This window comes from Streptomyces longispororuber, from assembly GCF_024448165.1.
Classification (GTDB): Bacteria; Actinomycetota; Actinomycetes; order Streptomycetales; family Streptomycetaceae; genus Streptomyces; species Streptomyces longispororuber_A.
On record NZ_JAMOLN010000052.1, the window covers coordinates 22402 to 47761 of the forward strand.

At 72.8% G+C, this 25360-nt stretch carries 23 protein-coding genes; 11 read left to right on the forward strand and 12 right to left on the reverse strand.

Translation table 11 applies throughout. From position 1 onward, the window contains the following. Positions 1-7: 7 nt before the first annotated feature. From M4J07_RS17125 to M4J07_RS17160, 8 genes are all read right to left on the reverse strand, one after another. Positions 8-1588, reverse strand: coding sequence for a glycoside hydrolase family 43 protein (locus tag M4J07_RS17125; protein ID WP_255972770.1), 1581 nt, complete (start codon positions 1586-1588; stop codon positions 8-10). After that, the gene (locus M4J07_RS17130; RefSeq protein ID WP_255972771.1) at positions 1585-2436 is read right to left on the reverse strand and encodes a DUF6807 domain-containing protein; all 852 of its coding nucleotides are present in this window, start codon (positions 2434-2436) and stop codon (positions 1585-1587) included. The genes M4J07_RS17125 and M4J07_RS17130 overlap by 4 nt, the downstream gene beginning before the upstream one ends. Next, positions 2433-3617 (reverse strand): Gfo/Idh/MocA family protein, encoded by a 1185-nt coding sequence (locus M4J07_RS17135; protein WP_255972773.1) that lies wholly within the window; start codon positions 3615-3617, stop codon positions 2433-2435. Before M4J07_RS17135 ends, M4J07_RS17130 begins: the two co-directional genes overlap by 4 nt. Further along, entirely contained in the window at positions 3614-4531 is a 918-nt protein-coding gene (locus M4J07_RS17140; RefSeq protein ID WP_374215053.1) for a carbohydrate ABC transporter permease, read from the reverse strand. Before M4J07_RS17140 ends, M4J07_RS17135 begins: the two co-directional genes overlap by 4 nt. After that, positions 4528-5457, reverse strand: a complete 930-nt coding sequence (locus M4J07_RS17145; RefSeq protein ID WP_255972774.1) for a carbohydrate ABC transporter permease — start codon at positions 5455-5457, stop codon at positions 4528-4530. The genes M4J07_RS17140 and M4J07_RS17145 overlap by 4 nt, the downstream gene beginning before the upstream one ends. A gap of 156 nt (positions 5458-5613) precedes the next feature. Beyond that, positions 5614-7356 carry an L-arabinonate dehydratase gene (araD, locus tag M4J07_RS17150; protein WP_255972776.1) on the reverse strand — a complete coding sequence of 581 codons (1743 nt, stop codon included), beginning with the start codon at positions 7354-7356 and terminating at the stop codon, positions 5614-5616. After that, positions 7353-8297: a dihydrodipicolinate synthase family protein gene (locus tag M4J07_RS17155; protein ID WP_255972777.1), complete on the reverse strand. Its 945-nt coding sequence runs from the start codon at positions 8295-8297 to the stop codon at positions 7353-7355. The genes araD and M4J07_RS17155 overlap by 4 nt, the downstream gene beginning before the upstream one ends. Then, positions 8294-8956 (reverse strand): GntR family transcriptional regulator, encoded by a 663-nt coding sequence (locus M4J07_RS17160; RefSeq protein ID WP_255972779.1) that lies wholly within the window; start codon positions 8954-8956, stop codon positions 8294-8296. The genes M4J07_RS17155 and M4J07_RS17160 overlap by 4 nt, the downstream gene beginning before the upstream one ends. Positions 8957-9298: 342 nt before the next feature. Between M4J07_RS17160 and M4J07_RS17165 the strand changes: the two genes are divergently transcribed. Both M4J07_RS17165 and M4J07_RS17170 read left to right on the forward strand, forming a co-directional pair. After that, complete coding sequence (locus M4J07_RS17165; protein ID WP_255972781.1) at positions 9299-10831, forward strand: FG-GAP repeat domain-containing protein; 1533 nt, start codon at positions 9299-9301, stop codon at positions 10829-10831. An 82-nt stretch (positions 10832-10913) separates the two neighbouring features. Then, positions 10914-12071: an ABC transporter substrate-binding protein gene (locus M4J07_RS17170; RefSeq protein ID WP_255972783.1), complete on the forward strand. Its 1158-nt coding sequence runs from the start codon at positions 10914-10916 to the stop codon at positions 12069-12071. Here the strand turns inward: M4J07_RS17170 and M4J07_RS17175 are convergent. From M4J07_RS17175 to M4J07_RS17185, 3 genes are all read right to left on the reverse strand, one after another. Then, the gene (locus M4J07_RS17175; protein ID WP_255972784.1) at positions 12040-12627 is read right to left on the reverse strand and encodes a TIGR03086 family metal-binding protein; all 588 of its coding nucleotides are present in this window, start codon (positions 12625-12627) and stop codon (positions 12040-12042) included. The genes M4J07_RS17170 and M4J07_RS17175 overlap by 32 nt on opposite strands. A gap of 76 nt (positions 12628-12703) precedes the next feature. After that, complete coding sequence (locus M4J07_RS17180; protein WP_255972786.1) at positions 12704-13864, reverse strand: hypothetical protein; 1161 nt, start codon at positions 13862-13864, stop codon at positions 12704-12706. Then, entirely contained in the window at positions 13861-14805 is a 945-nt protein-coding gene (locus tag M4J07_RS17185; protein WP_255972788.1) for a 5-dehydro-4-deoxyglucarate dehydratase, read from the reverse strand. Before M4J07_RS17185 ends, M4J07_RS17180 begins: the two co-directional genes overlap by 4 nt. Before the next feature lie 215 nt (positions 14806-15020). Between M4J07_RS17185 and M4J07_RS17190 the strand changes: the two genes are divergently transcribed. The 9 genes from M4J07_RS17190 (at position 15021) to M4J07_RS17230 (ending at position 24539) form a co-directional block, all read left to right on the forward strand. After that, the gene (locus tag M4J07_RS17190; protein WP_255972790.1) at positions 15021-15884 is read left to right on the forward strand and encodes an NAD-dependent epimerase/dehydratase family protein; all 864 of its coding nucleotides are present in this window, start codon (positions 15021-15023) and stop codon (positions 15882-15884) included. A 143-nt stretch (positions 15885-16027) separates the two neighbouring features. After that, positions 16028-16855, forward strand: coding sequence for a triphosphoribosyl-dephospho-CoA synthase (locus tag M4J07_RS17195; RefSeq protein WP_255972792.1), 828 nt, complete (start codon positions 16028-16030; stop codon positions 16853-16855). A gap of 148 nt (positions 16856-17003) precedes the next feature. Continuing rightward, positions 17004-18746, forward strand: coding sequence for a PP2C family protein-serine/threonine phosphatase (locus M4J07_RS17200; protein ID WP_255972793.1), 1743 nt, complete (start codon positions 17004-17006; stop codon positions 18744-18746). Between the two features lie 263 nt (positions 18747-19009). Then, the gene (locus M4J07_RS17205) at positions 19010-19771 is read left to right on the forward strand and encodes a DeoR/GlpR family DNA-binding transcription regulator (RefSeq protein ID WP_255972795.1); all 762 of its coding nucleotides are present in this window, start codon (positions 19010-19012) and stop codon (positions 19769-19771) included. Positions 19772-19871: 100 nt separating this feature from the next. Then, complete coding sequence (locus M4J07_RS17210) at positions 19872-21242, forward strand: ABC transporter substrate-binding protein (RefSeq protein WP_255972796.1); 1371 nt, start codon at positions 19872-19874, stop codon at positions 21240-21242. Beyond that, complete coding sequence (locus M4J07_RS17215; RefSeq protein ID WP_255972798.1) at positions 21239-22195, forward strand: carbohydrate ABC transporter permease; 957 nt, start codon at positions 21239-21241, stop codon at positions 22193-22195. The genes M4J07_RS17210 and M4J07_RS17215 overlap by 4 nt, the downstream gene beginning before the upstream one ends. Next, a complete protein-coding gene (locus tag M4J07_RS17220) occupies positions 22192-23025 on the forward strand; it encodes a carbohydrate ABC transporter permease (RefSeq protein WP_255972799.1) in 834 nt (277 codons plus the stop codon). Before M4J07_RS17215 ends, M4J07_RS17220 begins: the two co-directional genes overlap by 4 nt. Next, complete coding sequence (locus M4J07_RS17225; protein ID WP_255972801.1) at positions 23022-24011, forward strand: zinc-dependent alcohol dehydrogenase family protein; 990 nt, start codon at positions 23022-23024, stop codon at positions 24009-24011. The genes M4J07_RS17220 and M4J07_RS17225 overlap by 4 nt, the downstream gene beginning before the upstream one ends. Positions 24012-24071: 60 nt before the next feature. Then, a complete protein-coding gene (locus tag M4J07_RS17230; RefSeq protein ID WP_255972803.1) occupies positions 24072-24539 on the forward strand; it encodes a DUF3574 domain-containing protein in 468 nt (155 codons plus the stop codon). A 264-nt stretch (positions 24540-24803) separates the two neighbouring features. Here M4J07_RS17230 and M4J07_RS17235 read toward each other — a convergent pair. Then, positions 24804-25360 (reverse strand): TerD family protein (locus M4J07_RS17235; protein WP_255972805.1); only part of this gene is annotated, 557 nt, incomplete at its 5' end.

Genomic DNA, 25360 nt, shown 5'->3' on the forward strand with positions numbered 1-25360 from the left:
GGGAAGGTCAGTTGTCGGTGATCCGGAAGTGCGTGAACAGGGCGGTCCCGGCCGGTCCCGTGCCGCTGGGGCCGGTGGGGCCGGTCCCGGCCGGTGCTGCGGCGAACAGGCCGAGCAGGGCCCCGACCCAGCGCCACGGCAGCGCGGCGAACACCTGGCCGGAGGGCCGGAACCCGTCGCCCGTGTCGACGGAGAGGCGGCAGCGCGCCCCGTCGGCGATGTCCACGCGCAGCCGGGCCGTCCCGTCGGGCGCCCGGCGCGGGTGCGCGGCGTCCCGCTCCTGGTCGGCGACGGACTCGGCGAACCGGTGCACGACGTGCGCGGCGCCGTCCGTGCCGCGTTCCAGCCCGATCCAGGAGTAGGCGTCGCCGAGCACCACGAGTCCCGCCCTGGCCCCGGGCGTCGTGCTGGTGAGCTGGAGGTCGACCTCGACCCGCGACGGCAGCAGCGGCAGCCGCTGGGTCAGCAGGTGCGGGACGCGGCGCAGGTCGCGCACCCCGTCGGCGGAGCGTACGCAGGCCAGCCGGAGTCCGTCCCCGGCGTGCGAACTCGCCCACCCGTCACGGTGGTTGGCGGTCCACTGCCACTGCCGTCCGTACCGGCCGCCGGGGAAGTCGTCGTCCGTGGCGGGCGCGGCGGCGGGCTGCGGCGGCAGCGCGGGCTTGCGGTGGACGAGGACGGGGGTGCCGGGGGTGCCGGGGGTGCCGTCCGCGCCGAGCACGGGCCAGCCGGAGTCGTCCCAGCGCATCGGCTGCAGGTGCACCACGCGCCCGTACGGGCCGCGCTGCTGGAAGTGCAGGAACCAGTCCTCCCCCGCCGCGGTGCGCACCCAGCCGCCCTGGTGGGGTCCGTTGACGGCGGTGTCGCCCTGTTCGAGCACGACGCGCTCCTCGTACGGGCCGAAGAAGTCACGGGAGCGGAAGGCGCCCTGCCAGCCGCTCTCCACGCTCCCGGCCGGGGCGAGGATCCAGTACCAGCCGTCGTGCCGGTACGCCTTGGGGCCCTCGACGGTGAACCAGCCGGGAATCCGGTCCCCGTCGATCACCACCCGTCCCTCGTCGAGGAGTTCGCGGCCGTCGCGGCTCATCCGGTGGCCGGTGAGCCGGTTCTTGATGCCGGCGCGCGACTTGGCGTAGGCGTGCACGAGGAACGCCTCGCCGCTCTCCTCGTCCCACAGCGGGCAGGCGTCGATGAGCCCCTTGCCCGCCTTGACGAGGTGCGGCTTCGTCCAGGGCCCCCTGATCGAGGGTGCGTTGATCTGGTGGATGCCGTGGTCGGGGTCGCCCCAGAAGATCCAGAAGCGGCCGTCGTGGTGCCGGATCGACGGCGCCCACACGCCGCAGTCGTGCCGCGGTGCGGCGAACGCCTCGGCGGGTTCGAGGCGGTCGAGGGCGTGCCCGACGAGGGTCCAGTTGACCAGGTCCCGGGAGTGCAGCAGGGGCAGTCCCGGTGCGCGGCCGAAGCTGGACGCGGTCAGGTAGAAGTCGTCGCCGACGCGGACCACGTCGGGGTCGGACCAGTCGGCGGCGAGCACCGGGTTGCGGTAGGTGCCGTCGCCCAGGTCGCCGGTGCGCGGTGCGGCGCTCATGCGGCCACCGCCTTGCGGACCAGGCTCGCGGCGCGCTGCCGGTCGAGGCGGCCGTCGGCGACGACGGTGACGACCCGGCGGACGGCGGTGCCGCCCGCGGGGATCGCGAGGCGCGCGTCGCGGGCGAGCGAGGAGCCGACGCCCGGGTACTCGCCGGTGCGCACGAACCAGGGGTCGCGGCGGGTCTCGGCGGTGGCGCCGGCGAACACCAGGGTCCAGCCGTCGCCGGCGAGCGCCAGCCAGTCGGCCGGGCGGCCGTGCACGGCGGGCTCGCCGTCGGCCGTGGCGGTGAACACGGCGGGCGCGGCCGGCTCCTTGGGGGCGCGCCAGAAGAAGCCTCCGTAGGCGGCGCCGGGGCGGCCGTTGGTGGCGGGGCTGCCGATGGTCAGGTCCTCGGCGGCCGGGTTGGTGAGCGCGAAGGTGAGGTCGAGCGCCCACGCGTCGTCGCCGAGCCGGGTGACGGCGACGGTGCGCCGCTCGCGCAGCAGGACGCCGCTGTCGGCCCGCCACTGGAGGTCCTCGACGAAGCCGTCGGGGTCGCTCAGCTTGAACTCGACGTGCCGCTGCTCGCCGTGGTTGTCGAGCTCGGTGGGGCCCCGGCCGCGTACGTAGGTGCGGCCGCCCCAGAAGTTGCGTCCGGCGACGTCGGGGACGGCGACGCTCACGCCCAGGTGGTGGGCGTGGTCGGCCGGGGCGGACTCGGTGACCCGGGTGCCGGCCAGCGTGGTGACCGGGTGCAGGTAGGGGCGCGGCGCGAGGCGGGCCGGGAGGTCGGGGCGGGTCTCGTAGCGGGCGACGGGGCGGCCCGCGCAGGTCAGGGTCAGGGGGGCGGTGGCGAGTCGGTTCACGGTGCGGCCTCCAGTCCTTGCCTGGCCCAGAACGCTCCGAGCCCGGCGTAGCCGGTGAGGGTGTCGGCGCTGGCGGCGACGAGTCCGTCGACGCCGGGCACGACGCGGCGGTCGGCGCCGCCCCGCTCGCCGGGCACGGCGGTCCACGCCTCGGCGGGCAGGGCGCCCGGCTCGGGCGCGCGGCGGATCGCCTCGACGACCCGCATGAAGGCGCCCGTCGCGGCGGGGGTGACGAGGAGTTCGGTGGCGCCGCCGGTGGTGAGGTGGTCGACCAGGTTCTCCAGGAGGTCCGTGCGCGCGTGCACGGTCTCCTCGGGTCCGTGTCCGGCGCGCTGCACGAGGACGCGGTCCTGCTTGTACCAGAAGGTGATCCGGCCCCGGCTGCCGTGCACGATGACGTACGGCTCGTCGGGACGCTCCGCGCACAGGGTCGCGGCGACGGTGACGCGGGAGCCGTGCCGGGTGGTGATCCCGACGTACGAGGTGTCGTCGGCCTCGATGTCGTTGGCGCGGAAGAGTTCCGTGCGGATGTCGGCGAGGTCGTCGCCGCCGGTGGCCCCGTCGAGGGCGAGGGCGGTGGCGACGGCGTGGGCGAGGGGGTTGGTGAGGACGCCGTCGACGACGTCGGTGCCGTCGTCGTAGCGGCGGCGTCCGGCCCACGGCGCGCGGCGGAAGTACGCCTCGTCGCGGGCCCAGGCGCCTGCGGCGCCGATGCCGAGGGGGTCGCCGATCAGGCCGTCGGACACCAGGTCGCGGATGCGGGCCACGGCGTGCGAGCCGAGGGACTGGAATCCGACCTGGCAGGCGATGCCGGCGGCGGCGACGCCGTGCGCCATCCGCTCGTACGCGGCGTACGAGGGCGCGGGCGGCTTCTCCAGGAGCAGGTGCACGCCCCGGCGGGCGGCGACGAGCGCCAGGTCGGTGTGTGTGGGGATGGGGGTGCAGACGATCGCGACGCGTGCGCCCGTCGAGTCGAGCAGCGCCCCGAAGTCGGCGTCCTGGGCGACTCCTTCGAACCCGGCGAGTTCGTCGGCGTCCAGCGGCTTCAGCTCGCAGACCCCGGCGAGCCTGACCCGGCCCGTGCCGGTGAAGCGGCGGATGTTCGCCAGGTGCCAGCGGCCGTGGCCGCGGGCGCCGGCGAGGACGACGGGGACCGGCTCCCGTACGCGCGTGGTACTCATCCCTTCACCGCCCCGGCGCTGAAGCCCGTGACGAGCCACTTCTGGATGAAGGCGAAGACGATCACGACGGGCAGGGCCGCGACGACGCCGCCGGCGGCGAGCGCGCCGAGGTCGACGGAGTCGGCGCCCATGAGGGTCGCGAGGCCGACCGGGATCGTCTGCTTGCCCTGGTCGGAGAGGAACATCAGGGCGAACAGGAAGTGGTTCCAGCTGTGCACGAAGGCGAAGGAGCCGACCGCGATCAGGCCGGGCCGCAGCAGCGGGAGCACGACGGCGCAGAAGGCGCGGAAGCGTCCGCAGCCGTCGACCCAGGCGGCCTCCTCCAGGGACATCGGCACGTTCTTGATGAACCCGCTGATGAGGATCATCGTGAGCGGCAGCTGGAACACGGTCTCGGCGATGATGACGCTGCCGAGCGAGTTGATCATCCGCAGGTTGGCGAAGATCTCGAACAGCGGCACCAGCATCAGCGCGCCCGGGATGAACTGCGAGCACAGCAGCGCCAGCATGAAGCCCTGCTTGACGCGGAAGTTGAAGCGGGCGAGCGCGTAGCCGCCGGCCAGGGCGACGACGGTCGTCATGAGCATCGAGGCGACGCCGACGAGCAGGCTGTTCTGGAAGAAGGTCGCGAAGGCCCGCTCGTTCCACACCTTGTCGAAGTGTTCGAGGGTGAGCGGCCACGGCACGAGCGAGGTCGAGCCCGCGGGCCGGAACGCGAAGAGCAGCATCCAGTAGAAGGGGACGAGGGTGAACAGGAGGTACACGCCGAGCGGGACGTAGATCTGCCAGCGCGGTACGTCGTCCCAGGCGCGGCCCTTCTGGGGCGGGGCGGGGACGGCGCGGTGCCGTCCGGGCGCGGACGCGGGTGCGGTGGTGCCCGCCAGGTCGGTCGAACGGGCTTCCTTGACGGTCACTTGGCGTCGCCCCCGAACTTGCTCAGGCGGAGATAGAGCATCGAGCAGAAGAGGAGGATCACGAAGGCGATGGAGGTCAGCGCGGACGCGTAGCCGAAGTCGTGGGAGTCGACGGCGATGGAGGCGATGCGCAGCGGCAGGGTGGTCGTCTCGCCCGCGGGTCCGCCGCCGGTGAGGGTGTAGAGGAGGTCGACGTTGTTGAACTCCCAGACCGCCCGCAGCAGCGTGGACAGGATGATCGCGTCCTTGAGGTGCGGCAGGGTGATGTGGAGGAACTGCCGCAGCCGGCTCGCTCCGTCGACCTCGGCGGCCTCGTAGAGGTCCTTCGGGACGGACTGCAGGTCGGCGAGGATGAGGATCGCGAAGAAGGGGACGCCGCGCCAGAGTTCGGCGGTGACGACGGCCGGGAAGACGGTCGCGGTGTCGGACAGCCACGAGGTGCCGTAGCTGCCGATGCCGGCGTCGGCGAGGTAGCGGGTGAGGCCGGTCTGGGAGTTGTAGAGCAGCATCCAGACGGCCGAGGTGAGCACGCCGGAGACGGCCCACGGGGAGAAGACGAGGGCGCGGGCCATCCCGCGGCCGACGAAGGTCTGGTTGACGACGAGCGCGAGCCCGAGGCCGAGCAGCAGCTGGAGGACGACCTGGACGACGACCCACTGGAGGCTGAAGCCGAGCGTGCTCCAGAAGTCGGGGTCATCGGTGAACGCGGTGACGAAGTTGTCGAGGCCCGCGAAGCCGTTGCGCCAGGGCTTGGTGGGGTTGTAGTGCTGCAGGCTGTAGTAGAAGACGCTGATGACGGGGTACGCGATGAAGCCAAGCATCAGCAGCCCGGCGGGCGCGATCAGCAGGTAGGGCAGCCTGCGCGGGGTGGCTGACCTGCGGCGCCGGGACGGCGGGCTCTTGGCCACGGCTGCGGCTTGGGCCATGACGGGACTCCGTTCTCGGTGGCTCAGATGTGGTGCAGGTGAAGCGCTTCACCAACGTTCAGCTCGAAGCGCTTCGCAGACGTAGTTCGAGATGTCGACCAGGAGCGGGGGCGGCGGTCCGGGGAGGCGGCGGCCCGCGCCCCACCCGCCGCGCGTTCAGCTCGCGTACGGGTCCGGTACCTTGCCCGGCCTGGCCAGGAAGGCGAAGTCGCAGCCGGTGTCGGCCTGGGTGATCTGCTCGTTGTAGAGCGCCCCGTATCCGCGCTCGTAGCGCTCGGCCGGCGCGCTCCACTCGCCCTGCCTGCGGGCCAGCTCGTCGTCCGGCACGTCGAGCCGGAGGGTGCGGGCGGCGACGTCGAGGGTGATCAGGTCGCCGGTGCGGACCAGGGCGAGGGGCCCGCCGACGTACGACTCGGGGGCGACGTGCAGCACGCACGCGCCGTAACTGGTGCCGCTCATCCGGGCGTCGGAGATCCGCACCATGTCCCGTACGCCCTGCTTGAGGAGGTGGTCGGGGATCGGCAGCATGCCGTACTCGGGCATCCCGGGGCCGCCCTTGGGGCCGGAGTTCCTGAGCACCAGGACGCTGTCCGCGGTGATGCCCAACTCCTGGTCGTTTATGGTGCGTTGCATGGTCTTGTAGTCGTCGAATACGACGGCCCGGCCGGTGTGCTTCAGCAGGTGGGGCTCGGCGGAGATGTGCTTGATGACGGCGCCGTCGGGGCAGAGGTTGCCGCGCAGGACGGCGACCCCGCCCTCGGCGGCCACCGGGTTGTCGCGGGGGCGGATGACGTCGTCGTCGTGGACGACGGCGCCCGCCAGCTGCGCCCCCAGCGTCCCGTTGACCGTGGGCCGTTCGAGGTGCAGCAGGTCGGTGATCCGGGAGAGGAACGCGGGCAGGCCGCCGGCGAAGTGGAAGTCCTCCATCAGGTACGTCTGTCCGCCGGGCCGCACGTTCGCGAGCACGGGAACGGTGCGTGCGACGCGGTCGAAGTCGTCGAGGGTCAGGGAGATCCCGGCCCGTCCGGCCATGGCGATCAGATGGATCACGGCGTTGGTGGAGCCGCCGAGTCCGAGAACCGTGGTGACGGCGTCCTCGAACGCGTCGGCCGTGAGGATCTCGGAAGGACGGAGCGCGGTCCAGGCCAGCTCGACGGCGCGGCGTCCGGAGGCGGCGGCCATCCGCTCGTGCGCGGAGTCGACCGCGGGGATCGACGAGGCGCCGGGCAGCGTCATCCCGAGCGTCTCGGCCGCCGCGGTCATGGTGGAGGCGGTCCCCATGGTCATGCAGTGGCCGGGCGAGCGCGCCAACCCGCCCTGGAGCTCGCGGAGTTCGCAGTCGGTGAGGTTGCCCGCGCGGTGCTCGTCCCAGTACTTCCACATGTCGGTGCCGGAGCCGAGCGTCTCGCCGCGCCAGTGGCCCGGCAGCATCGGTCCGGCGGGCACGAAGAGGGACGGGACGTCGGCGGAGGTCGCCCCCATGAGCAGCGCGGGCGTCGACTTGTCGCAGCCGCCGAGCAGCACCGCCGCGTCGACCGGGTAGGAGCGGAGCAGCTCCTCGGTCTCCATGGCGAGGAGGTTGCGGTAGAGCATCGGGGTCGGCTTCTGGTACGTCTCCGAGAGCGTGGAGACGGGGAATTCGAGCGGGAAGCCGCCCGCCTGCCACACGCCCCGCTTGACCGCCTCGGCGCGCTCGCGCAGATGGACGTGGCAGGGGTTGATGTCGGACCAGGTGTTCAGGACGGCGATCACCGGGCGGCCCCGGTACTCCTCGGCCTCGTAACCGAGCTGCCGCATACGGGCGTTGTGGGACCAGGTGCGCAGGGCGCCCTCGGTGCCGTACCACTGGTGGGAGCGGAGCTCCTCGGGGGCGAGGCGGGCTCTGGCGGCGGCGCTCATATGGACCACCCCGCCGCGATGTCGGCGACCTCGGCGCGCTCCGGCTCGGGCAGTTCGCGGCTGGGCGGGCGGACCTCGCGGCGGCACAGGCCGAGCGCGGCGAGGGCCTCCTTGACGACGGAGACGTTGTTGGCGGAGGCGTCGGCGCCGCGCAGTTCCTCGAAGCGGCGGATCTGTTCCCAGACCTTCATGGCCGCCGGATAGTCACCGGATCGAAGCGCTTCGATCATGGACAGCGAGATGCCCGGCGCGACGTTCACGAGCCCGGAGGTGAAGCCGGTGGCGCCCGCCGAGAAGTAGGTGGGCGCGTACGGCTCGGCGAGCCCGGCGACCCACACGAACCGGTCGAGGCCGGCGTCCCGGGCGAAGCCCGCGAAGCGTGCGGCGTCCGGCACGGCGTACTTCACGCCGATCACGTTCGGGCAGGCCGCGCCGAGCTCGGCGAGCCGCTCCCCGGGCAGCGAGGCGTTCTTGATGTAGGGGACGACGCCCAGTTCGGGCACGGCGTCCGCGATGGCCCGGTGGTAGTCGACCCAGCCGGCGGCGGAGACGTACGGGTGCACGGGCTGGTGCACCATCACCATGTGGGCGCCGTGCTCGCGGGCGTGGCGGGCGGCGTCGATCGCGGTGGGCAGGTCATGTCCGACACCGACCAGGATCGCGGCCCGCCCTCCTGCCTCGTCGAGCGTCGACTCGGTGACCAGGCGGCGCTCCTCGGGGGCGAGGGCGTAGAACTCGCCGGTGTTGCCGTTCGGGGTGAGGATGCGCACCCCGCCGTCGAGCAGGCGTCGCAGCAGGGACCTGAAGGTCGCGTCGTCGATGGATCCGTCCTCGGCGAACGGGGTCACCGGGATCGCGACGACGTCGGCGAGCGCGGCCCGCTGGGTCTCGAACGCGTACGGCGTGGGCGTGCTCGGCGTCGCGTCGGTCGGCACGGTCATGAGTGCTGCTCACCCTCTTCTTCGCGGGCCTCGGGGAAGGCCCGCTGGACGAACGACGCGATGTGGTCGCGCAGCGCGCGCGAGGCGCCCTGCGCGTCCCCGGCCAGCGCGAGCTCCAGGATCTCCCGGTGCTCGGTCGCCTCCCGCTCCCACGACGGGTCGGCGGCCCAGGCCACGGCGGAGACCAGGGCGGCCTGGTCGCGGACCTCATCGAGCATCCGGCCGAGCAGCGGGTTGCCGCACGGGACGTACAGGGCGCGGTGGAACTCCCGGTTGGCCAGGGAGCGTTGGGCGGTGTCGGTCGCGGTGTCGGACCGTTCGAGGGCGGACCTGGCCTCGTCGAGGGAGGCGCGGCGCTGCACGGTGCGGCGCAGTGCCTCCGGTTCGAGCAGCAGGCGCACGTCGTAGACCTCGCGGGCCATGTCCGCGTCCACCATCCGCACCGTGACGCCCTTGTACTGGCTCATCACGACGAGTCCGGTCCCGGCCAGGGTCTTGAGCGCCTCGCGCACCGGCGTCTTGGAGACCCCGAACTGCGCGGCGAGGTCGGTCTCGACCAGGGCCTGGCCGGGGCTCAACTGCCCGGTGAGGATGCGGCTCTTGATGCCCTCCAGGACGTACTGGGTGCGGGAGGGGATCGGGATGGGCACAGAGGTCATGCGCGCCTCTCGGTGTCGCGGTCTCGCACGGGGGGTGGTGCTCGTGCTGGTGGTACTCGCGTCTGATGTCTGGCGTATCCCGTACGACATGCCTCGTACGGCATGTCTCGTACGGCGTATCTCACGTACCGCGTATCGCGTCTCATATATGACGTACGAAGTACGACGCGTTGAAGCTAGAAGCACGGGCATGTTTCGTCAACGCTTCTGGCAAAAGAAGTCCCGTACTACGGTGGCCCGTTGACGGTCACACCCGTACGACCTGCACTGTCCTGTCCCGCGTGACCCGATGGTTACCGTCCCGTGAGCACAACGCGGCCCTCATGTGCGGAGATTGCGTCCATGGCCCGTACCGCACCCCGTCGCCGGGGACTCGTCCCGGCGCTCACCTGCGCCGTCGTACTGCTCGCCGCGTCCTGCACGGGCGACGCCGAGAGCGCCCGCCCCGCCTCCCCGGGGCGCTGCTCGACCCCGTCGGCCGCGTCGCCCGCTCCCGCGCCCGAGCGGACGGGCGGCGACCGCCGACGCGCCCCGAACCGGGACGACTTCGACGGCGACGGCCGGCACGACCTGCTCCTGACGGGCTGGAACAAGAAGCGCGGCGAGGCCTGGGAGCCCAACCGTTCGCTGCTGCTCGGCTCCTCGTCCGGTGCTCCCGAGGGCCGTCAGGTCTCGCTCACCGACCACTTCCCGGGCATCGACGGCCCGATCATCGGCAATCCGGGGACGCAGGGCGGGCACGTCGCGTCCCTCACCGGCGATCTGGACGGCGACGGCCGCGCCGACATCCTCCTCACCGCCTACCGGACGAAGCGGAACGGGGACTTCGACCACTACGAGGAGCAGATCCTGTGGGGCGGCGCGGGCGGGGTCAGCGGGCAGCGTCACCAGCTGCCCGACACCTCGGTGCCGCACCTCGCGATCGGTGACTTCGACGGCGACGGGCACCTCGACCTGGTGTCGGGGCCGTACCGAGCGGCCGAGGGCGCGACGAGCGAAGTCCGGTGCGCGGCGATCGAGTTCGGCCCGTTCGACCACGCCGACGGCAGTCCCGGCCGGCGCCGGTTCATCGACATCACCCAGCGCGGCCGGGTCTACACGGACTCGCTCACCGCGGGCGACTTCGACGGGGACGGCCGCGACGAGTTCGTCACCACGGGGGTCCGAGCGGAGGGCAGGGAGACCGAGGACGGCTGGCCGAAGGTGTTCGCCGACGCGTCGTACTACCGCGTGGGCGAGGACCGTTCGGTGGTGCGGGCCGGCGGGATCGCGGCGCTCGGCCACGGCAAGCAGCTCCCGTACGACCCGGAGGGCGACGAGGGCGGCCAGCCGATCCTCCATCCGGCCGACGGCCTGGCGGTCGACCGCACGGCCGACTTCGGCGGCAACGGCCGCGTCGACCTGATCCACGACGACAAGGTGGTCTACGGCGGCCCCGCTGGCCCCGGCACCGGCCGCGCCACGACCGAGCCGCCCGAGGGCCACACCTCGGCGGTGGGCGACGTGAACGGCGACGGCCGCGACGACCTGGTCACCGCCGACTACAGGGACCGGCAGAACCAGGTCGGCAACGTCGCGGTCTTCCTGGGCGGGCGCAACGGGCTCGCGACGACCGCCTCGTACACCTTCGACCGCACCGACGTCGGCATGCCCGGCCTGCCGAGCGAGGACTACGAGCGGGACTACTTCGGCACCGAGCTGGCCCTCGCCGACCTGGACGGCGACGGCTGCGCCGAACTGGCCGTCGAGACCCACGAGTTCCACTCGCTGCGGCCGGCCCGGCAGGGCGTGTACTGGATCGTGCCGGGCGGCCGGCAGGGGCCGGTCACCGGCCGGGCGTTCCGGCTCGACGCGTGGCGCATCGGCCGCGACTGACCCCTGCCCGCCGCAGCACCCCACCGGCCCACCACCACCTACACCACACCCACACCCACACCCACACCGGAGACCGCACCCGATGAACACGCCCCCGTCGCCCCACGAGCCCCTCCTGATCGGCGCCCTCGCCCCCCTCACCCGGCCCGGCTGGACCGAGGCTGGCCGGCACCTGGTCGCCGGTCTCGAACTGGCCGTGGACGAGGTGAACGACGCCGGCGGGATCGGCGGACGGCCGGTCGAGCTGCTGGTCCGGGACACCGCGGCCGATCCCGGGCGGGCCACGGCGGCCGTGGACGAGCTGGCCGGTCTGGGCGTGGCCGCGCTGGTCGGCGAGTACCACAGCGTCGTCGCCCGGGCCGCCGCCGCCCGCGCCGAAGCCGTCGGCGTGCCGTTCCTCTGCTCGTCCGCGGTGCTCGACGCGCTCACCGACGGCCCGGCCGACCGGGTGGCACGGCTCGCCCCGCCGCAGTCGCGCGGCTGGCGGGTCTACGCGGACTTCCTGGCCGGCGCGGGCCACCGCCATGTCGCGGTCGCGACCCAGCCGAGCGTCTACTGGGCCTCGGGCGTGCGGATCCTGCGGGGGCGCCTCGCCGAGCACGGCGGCAGCGTCACCGAGCTCGACCTGCGCGAGCTCACCCCCGTGGCCGTCTGCGACGAACTCGCCGGGCTGGGCGCGACGGCGCTCCTGCTGCTGGCCGGCCATCCGGACCCGGCGGTGCCGGTCGTGCGGGCGGTGCGCGGCGACGCACGCCTGACCGGGATGCTGCTGGGCGCTCCGGCCGGGCAGCCGGAGTTCACCGAGTGGGTGTCGCTGCTGGGCGCGGACGGGGCGGGCATCCCGTTCCTGCGGTACCTCCCCGAGCGCCCGGGACCCCTCGCCGAGCGCGTCGGGAAGGCGCTGCGCGAGCGGCTGGCCGAGGCGCCCTCCTTCGTCGCCTTCGAGGGCTACGACGCGGTCCTCGTGCTCGCCGGTGCGCTGCGCTCGCCCGGTGTGTCCTGGCCGGACGTCACGGCCGAGGGCACGCGCGGCCCGGTCCGGTTCGCGCGCACGCCGGGGATCGGCGTGTGGCAGTCCACCGGGATGCCCGTCCAGGTCGCCGACCGCGACCCGGCGGAGCCCGGCCGCTTCCGGGTCCTGCACACGGAGCCCAGGGAGCAGGAGAACGGGGCGCAGGAGAACGGGGCGCAGGAGAACGGGACACCGGCTACGGCTTCCAGTACGGGTCCCGGCCGCTGAGGCCGATGACCCGGTCGAGGAGCGGGGCCTCGTCCGGCACCGGCACGACCGGGCCGAACAGGCCGTCGCGGCCGTCGTCGCCGTCGCCGGCCGGTGTGAGCAGCTGCTGCGCCGCGCGCAGCGCCGCCTCGTCGGGCACGTACGGCTGGCCGGTGGCCCGCGCCACGTCCCAGCCGTGCACGACCAGTTCGTCGGCGGTGACGAGCCCGGCGACGGCGCCGGGCAGGTCGAGGCCGCCCGCCCGCGTCATGCCCTGCCAGGCGGCCGGGTCCTGCCAGGCCTCGGCGAGGTCGTCGAGCGCTCTGGGCAGCGCGGCGCGCCAGTCGGGTCCGAGGTCGGGCAGGGTACTGCCGGGGTCGGTGCCGGTCGCGTCGCCGGCCTCCTTGCGTCCGGTGGCGCGCAGCGCGACGGCCAGGCCGGCGACGTGGCCGAGCAGATGGCGCACCGCGTACGCGGGGCAAGGGGTGGGCAGGTCGAGCTGTTCCTCGCGGACGCCGTGGGCGAGGCGCGCCACGATGCGGGCCTGCGGGCCGATGTCCACTGTCGTGTCACTCATGGTGACCCTTCCGGTGAGTTCGAGATCTCACCGGTGCAGACCGGCCCGCGGCCCGTAACTCATCGGTGCCGTCCGCTCAGAGCTCGGCGAGGGCCTCCGTGACGGCGTCGAGGTCGGCGTCCGAGGCGAGACCCGCGTGGTAGAGCCGCAGCTCGGTGGCGCCCAGCTCGCGGGCGGCGCGCGCGTCGGCGGCGAGGGTGCCGGGGCTGCCGCCCATGCCGCGGACGACGGTGAGGTTCGCGGCGACCACTCCCCTGCCCTGGGCGGCGAACGGGCCGAGGAGTCCCGCGCCGCCGGTGCAGGGCACGACGACGCCGTCGGCGACGGCCAGGATGTGGGCGGGGTCGACGCCCGCGTTGGCGCCGCAGTGGTACGAGACCGGGTCGGCGTGCAGGAGTACCTGGAAGCCGTCCGGGGCCGTGTCGCGCACCGCCGCGACGGCCGTCTCCTGGAGGCTGCGGGCGGTCGCGTCGCGGAAGGCGCGGGTCGCGGTGGCGGTCTCGGCGCCGAGCAGTTTCTCGACGGCGTCCCAGCCGCCGTCGGGCGTCTCGCCGCGCCACACGGGTTCCAGGGCGGTGCGCACCGACTGCGCCAACGCGTCGGCGTCCAGGCCGTGTCGGCCGTATCCGTCGCGGCAGGACGGGCAGAAGCAGAGCGACATCAGGTACTGCCCGGCGTCGCCGAGGCCGACCCCGGCCGTCTTGTCGTGGGCGTGCAGGTGCGCGAGGCCGTACCAGCCGAGCGACTCCAGTTCGGTGCCGCGTGCGCCGGGCCGCGTGGCGGCCTCGGCGGCGAGGTCGACGAGGTAGGCGCGGGTGGCGGGCTGCGCGATGCAGGGGGCCCAGGGGTAGCGGTCGCCGTAGGCGTTGACGACGGAGGTGTCCGGACGGTCGGCGCCCAGGCGGGAGTTGTGGGCGAGGACCACCCAGGTGTGGACGTCGAGCCCGGCCGCGGCGAGCGCGTCGGCGGCTTCGCCGAAGGCGTCACCGGGGGCCCAGTCGCCGGCCGCGTACGGCGCCAGCTCCCGTCCCTTCCAGCGCTGTTCGTCGGCCGGGTAGAGGACGGCGGCGTGTTCGGCGGTGACGATGCGGTGGTGCGGGTGGCGCGGGGTGAGAGCCCTGGTGGAGTGGTAGGCGGCGGCGAGCGTGACCTGCTGGACGCCGAGGTCCGCGATGCGGCGGGCGGCGTCCGGGTCGCCGACGACGTCCCAGGGGTAGACGAAGGCGGAGGTCTTCACTCACCGGCTCCTTCCAGCAACTGCTGCCCGCGCTCGATGAGTTCGGCGAGCTGCTTGACGTGTTCCTCGCGGGGCTCCTGGAGCGGCGGGCGCACCTCGCCGACGTCGAGCCCGCGCAACCGTACCCCGGCCTTCACGAGCGCGACCGCGTACCCCTTCCCCTGGTTGCGGAGTTCGACGAGGGGCCGGTAGAAGCCGTCGAGGAGCCGGTTCACGGTGGCGTCGTCGCCCGTGTTCAGCGCCTTGTGGAAGCCCTGGGCGATGTCGGGCGCGAAGGCGAAGACGGCGGAGGAGTAGAGGGTGACGCCGATGCCGCGGTAGGCGAGCCCGGTGAGTTCGGCGGTGGGCAGGCCGTTGAAGTAGAGGAACTCCTCCGGGACCTCGGACCGTACGGCGCTGACGATGCGCTGCATCAGGTCCAGGTCTCCGAGGCCGTCCTTGAGGCCGAGGACCTTGGGGTGGCGGGCGAGCTCGACGACGGTCTCCGGGGTGAACACGGCGTTGTCGCGCTGGTACACGATGAGGTCGAGGGAGGTCGCGTCGGCCAGCTCCGCGTAGTGCCGGAGCAGGCCCTCCTGGCCGGCCACGACGAGGTAGGGCGGCATCGCCAACAGGCCGTCGGCGCCCGCCCGTTCGGCCCTGCGCGCGTACTGGACGGCGAGCGCGGTGCCGTACCCGGCGCCCGCGACGACGGGCACCCGGCCGTCCGTCGCCTCGACCGCGGCCGCGACGCACTCCTCGAACTCCTCGGGCGCGAGCGCGTGGAACTCGCCGGTGCCGCAGCAGGCGAACACGGCGGCGGCCCCGGCCTCGACGCCGCGCCGCACGTGGGTGCGGTAGGTGTCGAGGTCCACCGCACCGTCGGGTCCGTACGCGGTCACCGGGAAGAACAGCGGTCCACGGGGGATGCTGAGTCGGGCGGCGAGCGGGGCTGGCGTCACGGGCTCTCCCTGAACATGTGCCTGAAACATGTGCACGTTTCTGATCCGCGTCTATATTTCTGAACGCGCTCACCGTAAGCCGCCCTCCAGGAGGCGGTCAAGCGTCCGAACTCGCCGCATTCACACGACTCTTGACGGGCCGGACGGCCGCTCCTTAGCGTTGCCTCTCGCATCCATGAATGTGAATGCAGCTCACGGACACGGAGACCACGCGCATGTCTGCCCTTCCCGGCACCCCGACGCCCCCCGGGCCCCGCACGATCCTGCTCACCGGCGCCGCCGGCGGCCTCGGCACCCTGATGCGGGACCTGCTGCCGCAGCACGGCTACGACCTGCGCCTGCTCGACGTGCGCCCCGTCGAGGACGCGCCCGACGCGATCGTCGCCGACCTCAACGACACGGCGGCGCTGCGCGAGGCGGTGCGCGGGGTGGACGGCGTGCTGCACCTCGCCGGGATCTCCCTGGAGTCCACCTTCGACAAGATCCTCGAGTCGAACATCAAGGGCACCTACCAGCTGTACGAGGCGGTGCGCGAGGAGACGGCGTCGCGCGCGGACGGCACGGGCCCGCGGATCGTCTTCGCCTCCTCGAACCACGCGATCGGCTACACCCCGCGCCCGCGCGTGGAGGACGGCGCCCCCCTCGTCCCGGTGGAGACGCTGCGCCGCCCCGACACCTTCTACGGCCTGTCGAAGTCGTTCGGCGAGGACCTCGCCCAGTTCTACTGGGACGAGCACGGCGTGGAGACGGTGTCGGTCCGCATCGGGTCCTGCTTCAAGGAGCCGACCGACGTCCGCATGATGTCGGTGTGGATGAGCCCGGCCGACGGCGCCCGGCTGTTCCACGCGGCCCTGTCCGCCGAGAAGGTCGGGCACACGGTCGTCTACGGTTCGTCCGCCAACACCCGCGTCTGGTGGGACCTCTCCAGCGCCCGCGCCCTCGGCTACGCGCCGCAGGACGACTCCGAGGTGTACGCGGAGAAGCTCCTCGCCGAGCACGGCCCGCTCAGCGACGACAACCCGGCCCACCGCTTCATGGGCGGCCGTTTCATCAACGACCCGCCGATCTGGCCGTACTGACCGCCGGTCTCGCGGCCCGCTTCCGCCGTACGGGACTTAAGTCATGATTTCCGGCATTCCGGCCGGGCATCACTGAGATGCCCGGTCATGTCCGGGCAGCCATGACGCCCGACGGAACCCGGACACGGAAGCAGGACCCCTTCATGCCGCCCACACCCCGCCCCGCCGCCGCCCCGCACCCGCCCGTCGCCTTCGGCACGGCGCCTCCCGAGGAGCTGGCGGACCTGGCCGTGGACGCGATCACGCAGGAGATCTTCCTGGCGCCGAAACCGGGGCTGCTCGACCCCCGGGCGCACGCGCCCACATCGGCCGCGTTCCGCTCCCTCGCGGGCACCGGCGACCTGCTCAGGGAAGCCTTCCTGGACGCGGCCGAGGCGGGTGCGGACATCGGCCGGCTGGACGCGGCCTGCCGCCGGGCGCAGGGCGCCGTCCCCCAGGTGGCGTCCGACGACGGGCTCGACCGGGCGAGCCGCGTCCTGTGTCTGCTGGTGGCCGGCTGCGCCCACGGCGCCGACGGCGTGACCGACGCCTGCCGCCTCGCCCTCGACCTCGGCCGGGAGGTCGAACCCACCGGGGCACTGGCCCACGACTACCCGCTGAGCACGGCCGAGAAGGAAGCCTGTCTGCGCCTCACCCAGGTCCTGCTGCCCACGCTCGACGCGGCCAGGTCCCGGGGCGTCGCCGAGGAGACCGTCCAGCTCGACGCGCTGCTCACGTACATCTCCTGGCTGGAGGACGACCGGGTGCTGCGCGAGCACGGCCCGCTCGCCCTGCGCATGATCCAGCGGGACGCGGCAGCGGTGCTGGCCGCGGGCGGCACCGGCAGCACCGACGGCCGCCACCTGCTGCGCGACATGGACGAGTCGGCCCGCCACTACGGAATCCGCCCCGCGGGCAGCGGCGCCCTCCTCCCGGCCCTCCTCTTCCTGGGCCTCATGACCCCACCCCAGAACCTCGAAAAGGCGGCGTGACCCCGGCCCGGGGGGGGGCGGCCTGGTGACTCCGGCGAGGGCGGACCCGGACGGGGCCGGTCGGCGGCTCCCCACTGGCCGCCGCAGGCCATCGCGGTGATCATGTTCGGCACGGCCGTACTTCCCGCGCACTGGAGGCCCGATCCGCATGGTGGACCCCTCCTCGACGCGAGCCGCCCGCTCCCGCCTCGACCTCCAGGCGATCCACGAGCTCCTCGACGCCCAGCGCCGACGCGTCCGCACGTACGCCGAGGAGCACCGCCCCCGCCCGCCGGTCACCCGGTCGGCCCCGACGGCGCAGTACCCGGTGCCGCCATCCGCTCAGCAGATCCTCGACGCCGTCCCGAATCCCGCGCTGCTGCTGGCTCCCGTGGTCGACGGCGCCGGCCGGATCCAGGACATCCTCTACGTGACCCAGAACGCGGCCGCCCGCGCCTACGCGACCGAGCGGCTCGCCCCCTCTGTCCCGCCGACCTGGACGGCGCCGGTGTCGCTGTACGAGCACTTCCCCGCGGTCGGCGGCACCCCGGTCCCCGGCATGATCGCCCGCGCCTACCACGAGGGCACCGTCCAGGGCCCCGAGACCATCGAGTGGATCGCGGACACCCCGTCGGGCCCGATACGGATCAACGACCAGGTACAGATCACCCCGTGCGGCGAGCACGTGCTGGTCGTCTGGGAGCGCGGGCACCGGCTGCGCATGGCGGCCGCCGCGCAGCAGCTGGTCCGGGTCTGCTGGGCGGAGTGGAACCTCGGCGATCACGGCGTCGAGCCGTCCGGCAGCTTCCGCCAGGTCCTCGGCCTCGACACGAACGCTCCGCTGCCCGGACTGGCCGGCCTGGCCCACGCGGCCTCGCCCGAGAGCCTCCCCGGCCTCTACCAGGCGTTGTACGACGTCATCCTGCGCAAGCGGACGACGGACTGCGAGCTGCGGCTGCGCGGCGCGGGCGACCGGGTCATCCGGATGACGGCCGAGCCGATCCGGATCGCCCCCGGCAGCCTGGTGTGGGCCGTGCGCGGCGTCCTCGTCGACGTGACCGCGGAGCGCCGCCGCCGGGACGCCGCCGAACGCGCCGAACGCGAGGCCCGCCGCCAGCAGGAGCGCGCCGAGGCCGTCGCCGACGTCGCGAACGCGCTGCGCGAGGCGGTGCTGCCGCACTTCCAGGACGAGCTGGCCGCCTACGGTCTGGAGGCCGCCGCCGTCTACCGTCCGGACGCCCGCGAGGCCGGGGTCGGCGGCGACTGGTACAAGGCGCGCAGGCTGCCCGGCGACCGGCTGCTGATCGCGCTGGGGGACGCGCGCGGCCACGGCCTGGAGGCGGTCACCCTCATGGCGAAGCTGCGGTACGCGCTGGCCGGGCTCGCGTACACCGAGCAGCGGGTCGAGCAACTGACGCAGTGGCTCAACGAGTTGGCCTGCGCCGACGGGATCGAGTCCACGGCGACCGCGATCATCGCCCGCTACCACCCCGAGATCGCCCTGCTGCGCTGGACGTGCGCCGGGCACCCGGTCCCGGTCCTGGTCCGGTCCGGCCGGACGACGCAGCTGCCCCTGCCGGCGGGCGGTCCCGGGCTGCCGGTGGGGGTGCTGCCCGGTGCCGTGTACAGCGCGGCGGCCTTCTCGCTGGAGATCGGCGACATCGTGCTGCTGTACACGGACGGACTGACCGAGCGCCGCGGTCACGACCCGGACGAGGACACCGAACGCTTCCTGGCCGCCGCCCGGGAGTGCTTCGCCGACGCGGCGCCCGGCGCGGGCCGCGAGGACCTGCTGGACTACGCCCGGCGTCTGGTCGCCCGCCTCGACGGCCCGCACCGCCACGACGACGCCACGCTCCTCGCCCTGCGCCGCATCACGCCGCGCACCCCGCCCGCCCGACCGGCGGGCTGACCACCCGCTGGGCCCGCCACTCCGGCCCACGTGGTCGGCAAACGGGCCCGCGCGCCCTGTTGACCGGGCATCCACCGCGCCCGAACCCACCCGGTCCCCCGCTCCCGCGCAGGTCCGAGCCGGGCATCGCACACCGGGAACGGGCAGGAACGGGCGCCATCGGGCCCGCAACAGACCTGGTCACCCCCGCCCACCACCGGTAGAACTTCCGGTGCGGGCCTTTCCGGGCCCGAACGGGCAGCGGAGCCGGGGAGGCGGGCGGCATGAGCGCCGAGGAACGACAGCGGGAGATCGTACGCGCGGCGCGCCGCACCGGTTCGGTCGACGTCACGGAGCTCGCGGCCGACCTGGGCGTCGCCAAGGAGACCGTCCGCCGCGATCTGCGGGCGCTGGAGGACCACGGTCTGATCCGGCGCACGCACGGCGGGGCGTATCCGGTGGAGAGCGCCGGGTTCGAGACGACGCTCGCGTTCCGCACGACGATGCACGTGCCGGAGAAGCGGCGGATCGCCACGGCGGCCGCCGACCTGCTCGGCGACGCCGAGACGGTCTTCGTCGACGAGGGGTTCACGCCGCAGCTGATCGCGGAGGCCCTGCCGCGCGACCGGCCGCTCACCGTGGTCACCGCGTCGCTGGCCACGGCGGGCGCGCTCGCCGAGGCGGACCACACCACCGTGCTGCTGCTCGGCGGGCGGGTGCGCGCGGGCACGCTCGCCACCGTCGACCACTGGACGACGAAGATGCTGGCCGGCTTCGTCATCGACCTCGCCTACATCGGCGCGAACGGCATCAACCGCGACCACGGCCTGACCACTCCCGACCCGGCGGTCAGCGAGGTCAAGGCGCAGGCGATCCGGGCGTCGCGGCGCACCGTCTTCGCGGGCGTGCACACCAAGTTCGGGGCGGTCAGCTTCTGCCGGTTCGCGCCGGTGGGCGCCCTGGAGACGATCGTGACGAGTACCCAGCTGCCCGCGTCCGAGGCGCACCGCTACTCGCTGATGGGCCCGCAGGTCATCCGCGTCTGACCGGCCGTACCCCGTCAACTCCCCCGGTACGTGCGGCGGTTCCGCACACCCGCGCGCGTACCGCTTCGTCCCCCATCCCACGAAATGTCCAGGAGCATCCATGCGAACCCAGAGCCGACGGAGGCCGCCGGGCGCCCTGCTCGCGACGGCCGCCGCAGGGACGCTGCTCACCCCTCTCCTGTCCGGCTGCTGGGCCGGCGCCGGCGGGCTCGGGGGCGGCGACTCCATCAATGTCCTGATGGTGAACAACCCGCAGATGACGGAGTTGCAGAAGCTGACGGCCCGCTACTTCACGCGGGAGACCGGCATCAAGGTCAACTTCACCGTCCTGCCGGAGAACGACGTCCGCGACAAGATCAGCCAGGACTTCGCCAACCAGGCGGGCCAGTACGACGTCGCGACGCTCTCCAACTACGAGATACCGATCTACGCCCGCAACGGCTGGCTGCACGAGCTCGGCCCGTACGTGCGGAAGGACCCCGGCTTCGACCAGCAGGACATCCTCGAACCGATGCGGGAGTCGCTCACCGGCGAGGACGGCAAGCTCTACGGCGAACCCTTCTACGGCGAGTCGTCCTTCCTGATGTACCGCAAGGACGTCTTCGCGAAGAAGGGCCTGACGATGCCCGCGCACCCGACCTGGCGGCAGGTCGCGGACCTCGCGGCGAAGGCGGACGGCGCCGAGCCGGGCATGAAGGGCATCTGTCTGCGCGGACTGCCCGGCTGGGGCGAGCTGATGGCGCCGCTGACGACGGTCGTGAACACCTACGGCGGCACCTGGTTCGACAAGGACTGGACGGCCCGCCTCGACGACCAGGGCTTCAAGGACGCGACCCGCTTCTACGTGGACCTGGTCCGCAGGCACGGCGAGTCGGGGGCGGCCCAGTCCGGCTTCGCCGAGTGCCTCAACAACCTCACCCAGGGCAAGACCGCCATGTGGTACGACGCCACGTCCGCCGCCGGTTCGCTGGAGGCTGCCAAGTCCCCGGTCAAGGGCAAGATCGGCTACGTGTCGGCGCCGGTCGAGAAGACGGAGTCGAGCGGCTGGCTCTACACGTGGGCGTGGGGCCTGCAGAAGGCGTCCCACAACCCCGACAAGGCATGGAAGTTCATCTCCTGGGCGTCCGGCAAGGGGTACGAGAACCTCGTCGGCGAGAAGATCGGCTGGTCGAACGTCCCGGCGGGCAAGCGCGCCTCGACGTACGAGATCCCCGAGTACCGCGCCGAGGCCGCCGCGTTCCAGGAGCAGACGCGCACCGCCATCGCGGGCGCCCGGCCGCGCGACCCAGGCGTGCAGAAGCGGCCCGCGCCCGGCATCCAGTTCGTCGGCATCCCCGAGTTCACCGATCTCGGCACCAAGGTCTCGCAGGAGATCAGTGCGGCCGTCGCCGGACGCCAGTCCGTCGACTCGGCCCTGCGCAAGTCCCAGGCACTCGCCTCCGAGATCGCGAAGGAGTACGAGGGACGATGACGACACCGACCACAGCCACCCCTCCCCCCGCCGTCTCCGTACCGCGCGCCCGCGCCGCGCAGAGTCCGGGCGCACCCGGCCGGCTGCGCGTCTGGGCGACCCGTGCGCCGCTGCTCCCCGCCCTGGTCTTCATGATCGTGGTCACCCAGCTCCCGTTCGTGGCCACGCTGGTGATCTCCTTCTTCGACTGGAACGCGCTGTACCCGGACGCCCGGCAGTTCACCTGGTTCGGCAACTACGCGGAGGTCCTCACCGACCCCGACCTGCGCAAGTCCGTCCTCACCACCATCCTCCTGACGGTGGCGGTGGTCGTGGCGAGCCTGGTCATCGGGCTCGCGCTCGCCCTGCTGCTCGACCGGAGGTTCCGCGGCCGGGGCCTGGTCCGCACGCTGCTGATCGCCCCGTTCCTCGTCGTTCCGGTGGCGGCGGCGCTGCTGTGGAAGCACGTCCTGTACAACCCCGAGTACGGGCTCCTGAACGGCCTGTTGCACTACGTCGGCGGCCCGCAGCCCGACTGGATCTCCAACACCCCGCTGCTCGCGGTGGAGGTCTCGCTGATCTGGCAGTGGACCCCGTTCATGATGCTGATCCTGCTCGCGGGCCTGCAGTCGCGCTCCCCCGAACTCATCGAGGCGGCCCGGATGGACGGCGCGGGCCCCTGGCAGATCTTCCGCCACCTCACGCTTCCGCACCTGCGCCGCTATCTCGAACTCGGCGCCCTGCTCGGCTCGATCTACATCGTGCAGAACTTCGACGCCGTGTTCACGCTCACCTCGGGCGGTCTGGGCACCGCCAACCTCCCGTACACCGTCTACCAGACCTTCTACCAGGCCCACGAGAACGGGCTCGCCTCGGCGGCCGGCGTCCTGGTCGTCATCGGTTCGATCATCATCGCGACGTTCGCGCTGCGCGTCGTCTCGTCGCTGTTCCGTGAGGAGGCGTCACGCGGATGACACTCTCGACCTTCTTCAGGACCAAGGGGCTCGGCCTGGTCGCCTGGCTGGCCGGCATCGTCTTCTTCCTGCCCGTCGCCTGGATGGCGCTGACGTCCTTCCACTCGGAGAGCGACGCGGCCACCAACCCGCCGTCCTGGGCGGCCTCCCTCACCCTCGACGGCTACCGCGACTTCTTCGGCGCGGGCGGCGGCGCGAGTCCCTGGCCCGCGCTCATCAACTCGACGGTGGCGTCGGTGGTCTCGACGCTCTGCGTGCTGCTCCTCGCGCTCCCGGCGGCGTACGCGCTGTCCATCCGGCCGGTGCGGAAGTGGACGGACGTCCTGTTCTTCTTCCTCTCCACGAAGATGCTGCCGGTGGTGGCGGGCCTCCTGCCCCTGTACCTCTTCGCGAAGAACACCGACTTCCTCGACAACATCTGGCTCCTGGTCATCCTCTACACCTCGATGAACCTGCCGATCGCGGTGTGGATGATGCACTCGTTCCTCTCGGAGGTGCCGGTGGCGGTGATCGAGGCGGCGCAGATCGACGGCGCGCGGCTGCCGACCGTACTGACCCGCGTCGTGGCCCCGATCGCGCTCCCCGGCATCGCGGCGACGTCCTTGATCTGCTTCATCTTCAGCTGGAACGAACTCCTCTTCGCGCGGGTCCTGACGGGCGTCGTCGCCCAGACCGCGCCCGTCTTCCTGACCGGCTTCATCACCAGCCAGGGCCTGTTCCTGGCGAAGGTGTGCGCCGCGTCGCTCGTGATCTCCCTGCCGGTGCTCGCGGCAGGGTTCGCCGCCCAGGACAAGCTGGTCCAGGGCCTGTCGTTGGGAGCTGTGAAATGAAGGCAGCCATCGTCGAATCCGTCGGCAAGGTCGTCGTCGGCGAGGTCCCGGACCCGACGCCCGGACCGCGGGACGTCGTCGTGGAGGTGGCCGCCTGCGGTCTGTGCGGCACCGATCTGCACATCCTCCAGGGCGAGTTCGCCCCGACGCTGCCCGTCGTGCCGGGCCACGAGTTCGCCGGCACGGTGGCCGAAGTGGGCGGTGCCGTCACGGAGTTGAGGGTGGGCGACCGGGTCGCGGTCGACCCTTCCCTGCACTGCCACGAGTGCCGCTACTGCCGCGCCGGACGGGGCAACCTGTGCGAGCGGTGGGCGGCGATCGGGGTGACGACGGCGGGCGGCGCGGCCCAGTACGCGCTGGCCCCCGCCGCGAACTGCGTCCGCCTCCCCGACCACGTGCGCACCCAGGACGCGGCGCTGATCGAGCCCCTCTCCTGCGCGGTCCGCGGCTACGACGTGCTGCGCTCACGCCTCGGCTCGCACGTCCTGATCTACGGCTCCGGGACGATGGGCCTGATGATGCTGGAACTGGCCAAGCGGACCGGCGCGGCGAGCGTCGACGTGGTCGACCTCAACCCGGACCGCCTCGCCACGGCCCGGCGCCTCGGCGTCTCGGCGTCGGCGGCGGGCCCCGACGAACTGGACCGCCCCGGCGGCTGGGACGTCGTCATCGACGCGACGGGCAACGCGGCGGCGATCCAGGACGGCCTCGACCGCGTCGCCAAGGCGGGCACGTTCCTCCAGTTCGGCGTCGCGGACTACGCGACGCGCGTGACGATCGACCCGTACCGCATCTACAACCAGGAGATCACCATCACCGGTTCGATGGCGGTCCTGCACAGCTACGAACGCGCGGCGGAACTCTTCGCGGCGGGCACCCTGGACCCCGACGTCTTCATCAGCGACCGCCTGCCGCTGGACAACTACCCGCAGGCGCTGGACCAGTTCGCGTCGGGGGTCGGACGGAAGATCGTCGTGGTGCCGTAGCGGTCCGGGCGGGCCTGTCGTTACGCAACGGAACCGGAAACCCCTACGGAAGGACGTCCGTTGCGCCCGCTGTCCCACCCACGCCGCTGCCTCACGATCCTGGCCCTGTCCACCGCCCTGCTCGGCGCGGGTGCCGCGGTGCCCGCGGGTGCGGCCTCCTCGGCCGGGCTCGCGCCCGCCGCGGCGGTCCGGGCCGCGCAGCCCTACGTGGAGACGAGCCTCTTCTTCGGCACCGCCCGTCCCGACGGCGGGCCCGATGTCACCGACGCGGAGTTCCGGGCGTTCGTCGACGCGTTCGTCACGCCGCGCTTCCCCGAGGGGCTCACCGTGCAGGAGGCCCGCGGTCAGTACCGGGACGCGCACGGCACGATCGAGCGGGAGCGCAGTTACGAGCTGATCCTGTTCTACCCGGCGCGCGAGGCCCGCCTGGCGGACCCGAGGATCGAGGAGATCCGCGCCGAGTACGAGGGGCGCTTCGGGCAGGAGTCGGTGGCCCGCGTGGACCGCCGCGTCACGGTCGACTTCTGACGCCGGCCCGCCACGACGAACGCGAGCCGTCCGCCCGGATTCCCCCGTGGGCGGACGGCTCGCGTCGTCGAGTGTCCAGAGTTCAGATCGGTGCAGGCGACATTTGGTGCTCTGGCCACTGAGCTACGCCGACCCGAAGTCGACGACGGGACTCGAACCCGCGACCGCCCCATGATGAGTGGAAGTAGCCCGCTCCTGCGCACCTGGACGAGACCACCGTAGCCAGCGCGGCGGTGGTCCCGCACCGCATTTTCCGGCGGCCCGCTACAGCGCCTGCGCGGCCGGCTTCACCATCCCGCGCACCGTGCGCGACTTCACGAAGTCGCCCATCGCGGTCATCTCCCACTCACCGCTGAACTGCTTGATGAGCTTCGCCATCATCACGCCCGTCTGCGCCTCCGCGTTCGTGAGGTCGAAGCGGACCAGCTCCTCGCCGGTGGCCGCGTCGAGCAGTCGGCAGTACGCCTTGGCGACCTCGGTGAACTTCTGGCCGGAGAACGAGTTCACCGTGAAGACCAGGCCCGTGACCTCCTGCGGGAGCCGGCCCAGGTCGACGACGATCACCTCGTCGTCACCGCCGCCCTCACCCGTGAGGTTGTCACCGGAGTGCTTGATCGCGCCGTTCACGATCGACAGCTTGCCGAAGTAGCAGCTGTCGATGTGGTTGCGCTGCGGCCCGTACGCGATCACCGACGCGTCCAGGTCGATGTCCTTGCCGCGGTACGCGGGCTCCCAGCCGAGGCCCATCTTGACCTGGCTCAGCAGCGGCTTGCCGCCCTTGACCAGGGACACCGTCTGGTTCTTCTGGAGGGAGACGCGGC

What these genes read in the sequence shown, in the direction of transcription:
- M4J07_RS17125 (WP_255972770.1), bottom strand. Translation starts at nt 1,588, where the DNA reads ATGAGCGCCGCACCGCGCACCGGCGACCTGGGCGACGGCACCTACCGC.
- M4J07_RS17135 (WP_255972773.1), bottom strand. Translation starts at nt 3,617, where the DNA reads ATGAGTACCACGCGCGTACGGGAGCCGGTCCCCGTCGTCCTCGCCGGC.
- M4J07_RS17145 (WP_255972774.1), bottom strand. Translation starts at nt 5,457, where the DNA reads ATGGCCCAAGCCGCAGCCGTGGCCAAGAGCCCGCCGTCCCGGCGCCGC.
- araD (WP_255972776.1), bottom strand. Translation starts at nt 7,356, where the DNA reads ATGAGCGCCGCCGCCAGAGCCCGCCTCGCCCCCGAGGAGCTCCGCTCC.
- M4J07_RS17155 (WP_255972777.1), bottom strand. Translation starts at nt 8,297, where the DNA reads ATGACCGTGCCGACCGACGCGACGCCGAGCACGCCCACGCCGTACGCG.
- M4J07_RS17160 (WP_255972779.1), bottom strand. Translation starts at nt 8,956, where the DNA reads ATGACCTCTGTGCCCATCCCGATCCCCTCCCGCACCCAGTACGTCCTG.
- M4J07_RS17165 (WP_255972781.1), top strand. Translation starts at nt 9,299, where the DNA reads ATGGCCCGTACCGCACCCCGTCGCCGGGGACTCGTCCCGGCGCTCACC.
- M4J07_RS17170 (WP_255972783.1), top strand. Translation starts at nt 10,914, where the DNA reads ATGAACACGCCCCCGTCGCCCCACGAGCCCCTCCTGATCGGCGCCCTC.
- M4J07_RS17175 (WP_255972784.1), bottom strand. Translation starts at nt 12,627, where the DNA reads ATGAGTGACACGACAGTGGACATCGGCCCGCAGGCCCGCATCGTGGCG.
- M4J07_RS17190 (WP_255972790.1), top strand. Translation starts at nt 15,021, where the DNA reads ATGTCTGCCCTTCCCGGCACCCCGACGCCCCCCGGGCCCCGCACGATC.
- M4J07_RS17195 (WP_255972792.1), top strand. Translation starts at nt 16,028, where the DNA reads ATGCCGCCCACACCCCGCCCCGCCGCCGCCCCGCACCCGCCCGTCGCC.
- M4J07_RS17200 (WP_255972793.1), top strand. Translation starts at nt 17,004, where the DNA reads ATGGTGGACCCCTCCTCGACGCGAGCCGCCCGCTCCCGCCTCGACCTC.
- M4J07_RS17205 (WP_255972795.1), top strand. Translation starts at nt 19,010, where the DNA reads ATGAGCGCCGAGGAACGACAGCGGGAGATCGTACGCGCGGCGCGCCGC.
- M4J07_RS17210 (WP_255972796.1), top strand. Translation starts at nt 19,872, where the DNA reads ATGCGAACCCAGAGCCGACGGAGGCCGCCGGGCGCCCTGCTCGCGACG.
- M4J07_RS17215 (WP_255972798.1), top strand. Translation starts at nt 21,239, where the DNA reads ATGACGACACCGACCACAGCCACCCCTCCCCCCGCCGTCTCCGTACCG.
- M4J07_RS17220 (WP_255972799.1), top strand. Translation starts at nt 22,192, where the DNA reads ATGACACTCTCGACCTTCTTCAGGACCAAGGGGCTCGGCCTGGTCGCC.
- M4J07_RS17225 (WP_255972801.1), top strand. Translation starts at nt 23,022, where the DNA reads ATGAAGGCAGCCATCGTCGAATCCGTCGGCAAGGTCGTCGTCGGCGAG.